Source organism: Lentzea aerocolonigenes, from assembly GCF_000955955.1.
In the GTDB taxonomy this organism is placed as follows: domain Bacteria; phylum Actinomycetota; class Actinomycetes; order Mycobacteriales; family Pseudonocardiaceae; genus Lentzea; species Lentzea aerocolonigenes_A.
On sequence record NZ_JYJG01000025.1, the window covers coordinates 1 to 292 of the forward strand.

Annotated in this window: 1 protein-coding gene; it reads right to left on the reverse strand. The window is 62.7% G+C overall.

The genetic code is table 11. The features are described from left to right. A partial coding sequence (locus UK23_RS05430; protein ID WP_045310255.1) for a cbb3-type cytochrome c oxidase subunit I occupies positions 1-292 on the reverse strand: 292 nt, incomplete at both ends.

Sequence of the window (292 nt, forward strand, 5' to 3'; positions counted from 1 at the left end):
GAACGTCAGCTGGCCCTTCCACATCGTGCCGATCCAGTTGAAGAACTTCACACCGGTCGGGACCGCGATGAGGAACGTCATGAAGGCGAAGAACGGCAGCAGCACGGCGCCGGTCGCGTACATGTGGTGCGCCCACACGGCGACGGACAGGGCCGCGATGCCGAGCGTCGCGTAGACCAGGCCGTTGTAACCGAAGATCGGCTTGCGGCTGAACACCGGGAAGATCTCAGACACGATGCCGAAGAACGGCAAGGCGACGATGTAGACCTCCGGGTGCCCGAAGAACCAGAAG